6 protein-coding genes and 1 pseudogene are annotated in these 7,485 nt (G+C 72.2%); all 7 read right to left on the bottom strand.

The features are described from left to right. Positions 1-31: 31 nt before the first annotated feature. Positions 32-1,036 (bottom strand): sugar phosphate isomerase/epimerase family protein, encoded by a 1,005-nt coding sequence (locus tag AB0G02_RS24070; RefSeq protein WP_360797719.1) that lies wholly within the window; start codon positions 1,034-1,036, stop codon positions 32-34. After that, positions 1,033-2,169, bottom strand: a complete 1,137-nt coding sequence (locus AB0G02_RS24065) for a Gfo/Idh/MocA family oxidoreductase (RefSeq protein ID WP_360797718.1) — start codon at positions 2,167-2,169, stop codon at positions 1,033-1,035. The genes AB0G02_RS24070 and AB0G02_RS24065 overlap by 4 nt, the downstream gene beginning before the upstream one ends. Before the next feature lie 33 nt (positions 2,170-2,202). Beyond that, on the bottom strand, positions 2,203-3,249 hold the full coding sequence (locus AB0G02_RS24060; protein ID WP_360797717.1) for a substrate-binding domain-containing protein: 1,047 nt from the start codon (positions 3,247-3,249) through the stop codon (positions 2,203-2,205). Positions 3,250-3,299: 50 nt separating this feature from the next. After that, complete coding sequence (locus tag AB0G02_RS24055; RefSeq protein ID WP_360797716.1) at positions 3,300-4,304, bottom strand: ABC transporter permease; 1,005 nt, start codon at positions 4,302-4,304, stop codon at positions 3,300-3,302. Beyond that, a complete protein-coding gene (locus tag AB0G02_RS24050) occupies positions 4,301-5,815 on the bottom strand; it encodes a sugar ABC transporter ATP-binding protein (protein WP_360797715.1) in 1,515 nt (504 codons plus the stop codon). The genes AB0G02_RS24055 and AB0G02_RS24050 overlap by 4 nt, the downstream gene beginning before the upstream one ends. Next, positions 5,812-7,041 carry an ROK family protein gene (locus AB0G02_RS24045; protein ID WP_360797714.1) on the bottom strand — a complete coding sequence of 410 codons (1,230 nt, stop codon included), beginning with the start codon at positions 7,039-7,041 and terminating at the stop codon, positions 5,812-5,814. Before AB0G02_RS24045 ends, AB0G02_RS24050 begins: the two co-directional genes overlap by 4 nt. A 247-nt stretch (positions 7,042-7,288) precedes the next feature. Further along, positions 7,289-7,485: pseudogene (locus tag AB0G02_RS24040) on the bottom strand (sugar kinase); the annotation flags it as partial.

Genomic DNA, 7,485 nt, shown 5'->3' with positions numbered 1-7,485 from the left:
ACGGGTCGCGCGACCCGTGGGCGCGGGGCTGTCACTCCCCCGTGCTGAACGCGGCGTCGAACGACGCGGACGGCGGGTCGAACAGGTGCCGCCGGATGAACCCGACCGCCTCCTCCGCCCCGCGCAGCCGGTCCATCCCGGCGTCCTCCCACTCCACCGAGATCGGCCCGGTGTAGCCGATCGCGTTCAGCGCCCGGAAGGACTCCTCCCACGGCACGTCGCCGTGCCCGGTGGAGACGAAGTCCCAGCCGCGCCGGGGGTCGGCCCACGCCAGGTGCGAGCCCAGCCGCCCGTTGCGCCCGTCGAAGCGCTTCTTCGTGTCCTTGCAGTCGACGTGGTAGATCCGGTCGGCGAAGTCGAGGATGAACCCGACCGGGTCGAGGTCCTGCCAGACGAAGTGGGACGGGTCCCAGTTCAGCCCGAACGCGGGCCGGTTGCCCACCGCGTCCAGCGCCTTGCGGGTCGTCCAGTAGTCGTAGGCGATCTCCGACGGGTGCACCTCGTGCGCGAACCGCACGCCCACCTCGTCGAACACGTCCAGGATCGGGTTCCAGCGCCGGGCGAAGTCGGCGTAGCCCTCGTCGATCACGGCCTGCGACACGGGCGGGAACATCGCCACGTACTTCCAGGTCGAGGAGCCGGTGAACCCGACGACGGTGTCCACGCCGAGCTTGGCCGCGGCACGGGCGGTGTCGGCCATCTCCGCCGCCGCGCGCTGCCGGACGGCCTCCTGGTCCCCGTCGCCCCAGATCCGGGACGGCAGGATCGCCTGGTGCCGGAAGTCGATCGGGTCGTCGCACACCGCCTGGCCGACCAGGTGGTTGGAGATCGTCCACACGCCCAGCCCGTAGCGCTCCAGCACCGCCCGCTTGGCCGGCACGTAGTCGTCGTCCGCCAGCGCCTTGTCCACCTCGAAGTGGTCGCCGGAGCAGGCGATCTCCAGCCCGTCGTACCCCCACCCGGAGGCGAGCCGGCACACCTCCTCGAACGGCAGGTCGGCCCACTGGCCGGTGAACAGCGTGACCGGTCGGCTCATCGGGGGTCTCCAATCGTGGTCCAGGTCGACTGCTGACCGGCACTCTCCTCCACCGCCGCCAGGACCCGCTGCACGCGCAGGCCCTCGGCGAAACCGGGGGCCGGGTCCACGCCGCCGCCGATGGCCGTCAGGAAGTCCGCCGCCTCGTGCGTGAACGTGTGCTCGTAGCCGATCAGGTGGCCGGGCGGCCACCAGGCGCCGACGTACGGGTGGTCCGGCTCGGTCACCAGGACCCGCCGGAACCCGGCCGACGACCCGTCGGCCTCGAACACCGACAGCTCGTTCATCGACTCGAAGTCGAACGCCAGGCTGCCGCGCGTGCCGTTGACCTCCAGTCGCATCGAGTTCTTGCGCCCCAACGCGTACCGGGTCGCTTCGAACGTGCCCAGCGCGCCGGACGAGAAGCGGGCCAGGAACACCGCCGCGTCGTCCACGGTCACCTCGCCGCGGCCGTCGCCGTCGGGACGCGACCGGACGAACGTCTCGGTGGTGGCGCTGACGCCGGTGATCAGGTCGCCGGTGACGAACTGGGCGGCGTCCACGATGTGCGCGCCGAGGTCGCCCAACGCGCCGGAACCGGCTTTCTCGCGCCGCAACCGCCACGTCATCGGGGACTCCGGGTCGGACAGCCAGTCCTGGAGGTACACCGCGCGGACGTGCCGGATCTCCCCGATCCGGCCCTCCTCCACCAGCTTGCGCGCCAACGCGACCGCGGGCACCCGCCGGTAGTTGAACGCGACCATCGACCGGACGCCGCGCCCGGCGGCCTCCTCCGCGGCGGCGGCCATCGCCTCGGCTTCTGCGACCGTGTTGGCCAGCGGCTTCTCGCACAGCACGTGCTTGCCGGCGGCGAGCGCGGCGAGCGCGATCTCGGCGTGCGTGTCGCCGGGCGTGCAGATGTCGACGAGGTCAACGTCGTCCCGGGCGACGAGCGCGCGCCAGTCGGTCTCCACGGCGGACCACCCGTACTTCGCCGCCGCCTCCTTGGTGCGCACCGCGTCACGGCCGCCGAGGACGGCCAGGCGGGGCGTCAGGGGCACGTCGAAGAACCGGTGGACGCTGCGCCAGGCGTGCGAGTGCACCGCGCCCATGAACGCGTGGCCGACCATGCCCACGCCGATCTCTTCCGTCATCAGCAGCCTTTCGCAGCAGTGTCGAGCCAGTGGTCAGGAGTCGAAGCCGACGTCCAGGTACTGGTCGACGTTCTCCTTGGTCACCACGGCGGAGTAGGTGGTGATGGACGCGGGGATGTCGTGCTCGGCCATGTCACCGATGCCCTTGGTCTGGCCGAGCAGGCGGGCCAGCGCGATCGCGGAGGACGCCATGGACGGGCTGTAGAGCACGGTGGCCTTGACCACGCCGCTGTCGGCCTTGATCAGGTCCATCATGTTGCGCGAGCCCGCGCCGCCGACCATGACGAACTCCTTGCGGCTCGCGCTGTCGATGGCCGCCATCACGCCGATGCCCTGGTCGTCGTCGTGGTTCCACAGCGCGTCCAGCTTGGGCGCGGACTGGAGCAGGTTGGCGGTCTGCTGCTCGCCGGACTCGGACGTGAACGCCGCCGAGACGCGCGGGCCGACGGAGAAGCCCGCCTTCGCCAGGGCGTCCCGGAAGCCCTTGCTGCGCTCCTGGGTCAGCGGCAGCGAGTCGATGCCCGCGACCTCGCCGATGATCGGGTTCGACACGTTCTTGGCCTTCAGCTGCGCGGCGATGTACTCGCCCGCGTTGACGCCCATCCGGTAGTTGTCGCCGCCGATCCACAGCCGGTAGGCCAGCGGGGTGTCGAAGACGCGGTCGAGGTTGATGACCGGGATGCCCGCGTCCATCGCCTGCCGGCCGGCCTCGGTGAGCGCCTTGCCGTCGAACGGCAGCACCACCAGCACGTCGACCTTGTCGTTGATCAGCGTCTCGACCTGGCCGATCTGCTGGTTGACGTCGTTGGTGCCCTCGGTGGCCTTGAACGTGACGTCGGAGAACCGGTCGGCCTGCGCCTTGGCGTTCTTCGTCATCGCCGCCATCCAGCCGTGGTCGGCGGCGGGCGCGGAGAAGCCGATGGTCACCTGCTTGCCCGGCTGGGTGTTCTGCCCCGAACCGCCCGCGACGGCGTTGGGTGCGGTATTGCCGGACTCGTTGGACGTGCAGCCGGCCAGGACGGCGGCGGCGCCGACGGCGGTGGTGCCCCAGAGGAAGCGGCGACGGTCGAGTGAAGGCATGGCGGTACTCCCGGGCGTCGTTGGTCGGGCGGTTCGGGTTTCGGGGGACGTCAGGTGGCGTGCGAGCGGCGGCGGGCGGTGGTGCGCTGCAGGAGCACCGCGGCGACGATGATCACGCCCTTGGCGATGTTCTGGATGTCGGTGTCGAGGTTGTTCTGGGTGAAGATGTTGCCCACCACGGTGAAGATCAGGACGCCGATGAGCGTGCCGATCAGCGACCCGCGGCCACCGCTGAGCAGGGTGCCGCCGATGACGACCGCGGCGATCGCGTCCAGCTCGTAGAACATGCCGTTGGTGGACGCGCCGGAGGTGGTGCGGGCGACGACCATCAGCGCGGCGATGCCGCAGCACAGGCCGGCGATGCCGTAGACCAGCGCGGTGTGCCGCCGCACGTCGATGCCGGCCAGGCGGGCGGCTTCGGCGTTGCCGCCGACGGCGAACGTGCGGCGGCCGAACGTGGTGCGGTTGAGCAGCACCCAGCCGACCGCGAACACCGCGGCCAGCATCCAGATCAGCACCGGGATGCCCAGCACGTCGCCCCGGAAGAACGTGGTGAAGCCGGTCTCGGTGACCACCTGGGTGCGCCGGCCGGACAGCCGTTCGGCCAGCCCCTTGGCCGACGCGTACATGGCCAGGGTGGCGATGAACGGCACGATCTTCCCGTAGGAGATCAGCAGCCCGTTGACCAGGCCGCAGCCCAGGCCGACCAGCAGGGCGCAGAGCACCATCACGACCGGGCCGTAGGACTGGGTGGCGACGGTCGTCATCCACACGCCCGACAGCGCCACGATCGAGCCGACGGACAGGTCGATGCCGCCGCTGATGATCACGAACGTCATGCCGACGCTGACCACGCCGATCGCCGCGGCCAGCCGCAGCATGGTGGAGATGTTGGCCTCGGTGAGGAAGCTGTCCGGTCGGGTGGCGTAGCCGACGACGCACAGCACCACCAGCACGCCCAGCAGCCCGGTGAGCCTCAGGTCGAGGGTGCGCCGGTGCTCGCGCCGGTCCGCGGGTGGGGCGGTCTTCGGGTCGAGGACCCTCGTCTCGGTCACAAACCCTCCTCGGTCACGGCACTGCCGGCCATCACGATGTCCAACACGGCTGATTCGGTGAGCTCGTCGGCCGGCCGGTCCGCGACGACCTCGCCGTCGCGCAGCACCAGCACCCGGTCCGCGAGGCCCAGCACCTCCGCCACCTCGCTGGACACCAGGACCACGGCGACGCCCGCCGCGGCCAGCTCGTGGATCACCCGGTACAGCTCGGCGCGCGCGCCGACGTCCACGCCGCGCGTCGGTTCGTCCAGGAGCAGCACCTTGCACCCCCGGACCAGCCAGCGCGCCACGACGGCCTTCTGCTGGTTGCCGCCGGAGAACTCCGACACCAGCCGCCTCGGGTCGGCGGGCCGCAGCTCCAGCCGCTCCAGGGTGGTCTTGGAGTCCTTCAGCTCGCGGGCGCGGTCCAGGAACCCGGCGCGGCTGTAGGCGGGGAGGCTGGAGAGGGTCACGTTGTGCGCGACCGTGAGGTCCAGCAGCAGGCCCTGCGCCTTGCGCTCCTCCGGCGCCAGGCCGATGCCCGCCTTCACGGCGGCGACGACGCTGCCCGGCCGGACCGGTTTCCCGTCGACCGCGACGTGCCCGGCGTCCGGTTTCCGCGCGCCGAACACGGTCTCCAGGATCTCGCTGCGCCCGGCGCCGACCAGGCCCGCGATGCCCAGCACCTCCCCCGCGTGCACGTGGAAGCCGACGTCGCGGAACTCGCCCTCGCGGGTGAGGCCGGTGACGGTCAGCACCTCGCGCGAGGTGTCCACGGTGGAGGTCTCGCGGTGCGGGAAGACCGTGTCGACCTTGCGGCCGGACATGAGGTCGACCAGGTCGGCGGTCGGGGTGTCGGCGGGGAGGTTCGCGGCGACCGTGCGGCCGTCCTTGATGACGGTGACGCGGCTGCCGATGCGGCGGATCTCCTCGAGCCGGTGGGAGATGTAGAGGACGGCGACGCCGTCCGCGGTCAGCTCACCGACGATGCGGAACAGGTTGTCGACCTCGTCGGCGGCCAGGGCGGCGGTCGGCTCGTCCATCACGATGAGCCGTGCGTCGTGCGCCAGGGCGCGGGCCATCGACACGAGCTGCTGACCGGCCGCGGACAGCCGTCCGACCTCGCGGTCGGGGCTGATCTCCGGGTGGCCGAGGCGGGCCATCAACGCCCTGGTCCGCTCGCGGGCCGCGCGGCGGCGGGTGAAGCCGAACCTGGTCGGCTCGTGGCCGAGGAACACGTTCTCCGCCACCGACACGTCCGCCACGAGGTCCAGCTCCTGGTACATGGTGGCGATGCCCAGCCGCAACGCCGCCACCGGCGACGGGAGGGTGGTCGTGGCGCCGCGCCAGGTGATCTCGCCGTCGTCGGGCTGGTGCGCGCCGGAGAGCACCTTGATCAGGGTGGACTTGCCGGCGCCGTTCTGGCCGAGCAGGCAGTGCACCTCGCCCTCGGTGACCTCCAGGTCCACCTGGTCCAGGGCGCGCACGCCGGGGAAGGTCTTGCCGATGCCCGTCATCCTGAGCAGCGTCATGCCGATGCCCCTTCCGGTGCGCTTCCCGTTCGGTCGTCTTCCGGTGCGCCGCTCCCCCGGTCGTCCGCCGGCCGGCTCTTCACGGGCACGACGGTCGGGTCGTCCAGGACGCGCCGCAGTGCGGCCAGCGCCGCGCCCTTCCCGCCCGCGCTGAAGCCGAGGGTGGAGGCGGTGACCCGGGTCCTGCCCTGGTCCTGCGGCACGACCAGCCAGTCCTGCAACGCGGCGAAGTAGCCGCCGAGCACGATCTTGCGCGGGTTGAGCAGGGTCGCCAGGACCGAGATGCCCGAGGCCAGGGCGGCGGCCGTGCGGTGCAGCGCGTCGAGGGTGCGGGCGTCGCCGCGCTCGGCCCGGCCGCGCACGATCGACATGCGCTCGCCCTGCGCCAGCCGGGGGTCGTGCACCCGGTCGTCGCGCGGCGCGCAGGCGTCCAGGAACGCGTCCAGCCCCACCTGCGTCTCCCAGCAACCACGCCGACCGCAGGCGCAGTACGTGCTGCCGAGCGGGTCGAGCGCCAGGTGGCCGACCTCGCCCGCGTGGTTGTCCGCGCCGCGCACCAGGACGCCGTCAGCGATGACGCCCGCCGCGACGCCGTGATCCCCGCTGAGGTAGACGAGGTGGCCGACCGGGTCGCCGTCGTGCTCGGCGCAGGCGGCCAGGTTGGCCTCGTTGTCCACGTCGAGCCGGTCGATCGGCAGGCCGGTGCGCGCCGCCAGACCGTCCACCACGGACACCTCGCGCCAGCGCAGCCGCGGCGCGGTGGCGGTGCCCGTCGCCCGGTCGGCCCGACCGGGGATGGCGACCGTGACACCCGTCCAGTCCGCTCCGGGCACGTCGTCGAGGGCCCGCCTGGTCAGGTCGGCCAGCCGGTCCAGGGCGTGCTCAGGGGCGCTGGTGTCGCACGCGGTCTTGCGGCGCAGGTGGACCTCGCCGGTCAGGTCGGTGACGGTCGCGCCGAGGTGGCCGGGGTGCACGTCCAGCCCGATGCCGCAGACCGCGCCGGGGCGCAGCCGGACCAGCCGGCCGGGCCTGCCCTGCGTCGTCGTGGTGCCCGCGCGTTCGGTCAGGCCGCGCTGGTCGAGGCTCGCCAGGAGCGGGGTGACGGCGGTCTTCGACAGGCCCGACCCTGCGGCCAGTTGGGAGCGGGACAACGGGCCGCGGGCGCGGAGCGTGCGCAGCAGGAGGGCGAGGTTCGCCTCGCGCCTGCCTTCGGTCTGCGCCTGCATCGTCTCTCCGGGGTGGGTGCGACTTCGTGGAGGTGGTCGAGCGAATGAGGTGGTCCAGCTCACGTTCCTGGGCGAGTTGCGGCCGATCCTGACAGTCGGTCGACCCTTATGACAAGAACTCGGGCCCACTTTTGTCGGTTCGTTGCAAAAGTCGGCTGCGTTCTGACGGAAGCTCGTGATTGCTTTCGCGAATTCGGAGGACGCGCCGAGCGGCGGACGACGGTGGGCGCGGGTGCTCGGGCGGGGGTCAGCCCGCCGGGGAGAAGGCGCGGTCCGTCGCGGACCAGGCCGCGCCGGTCACGCCGGCCAGGTCGCCCAGCTCCGACAGCACGATCGGCAGGTTGCCGGTGGCCAGCGGCAGGGAGCGGCGGTACACCGCGCTGCGCACCTCGGCCAGCAGCGAGTGGCCCAACCGCGACACCCCGCCGCCGAGGACGACCATGC

It is taken from the genome of Actinosynnema sp. NPDC023658, from assembly GCF_040639995.1.
In the GTDB taxonomy this organism is placed as follows: Bacteria; Actinomycetota; Actinomycetes; order Mycobacteriales; family Pseudonocardiaceae; genus Actinosynnema.
Note: the sequence above shows the minus strand (reverse complement) of the source record. Positions and strands in the feature narration are given on the sequence as shown.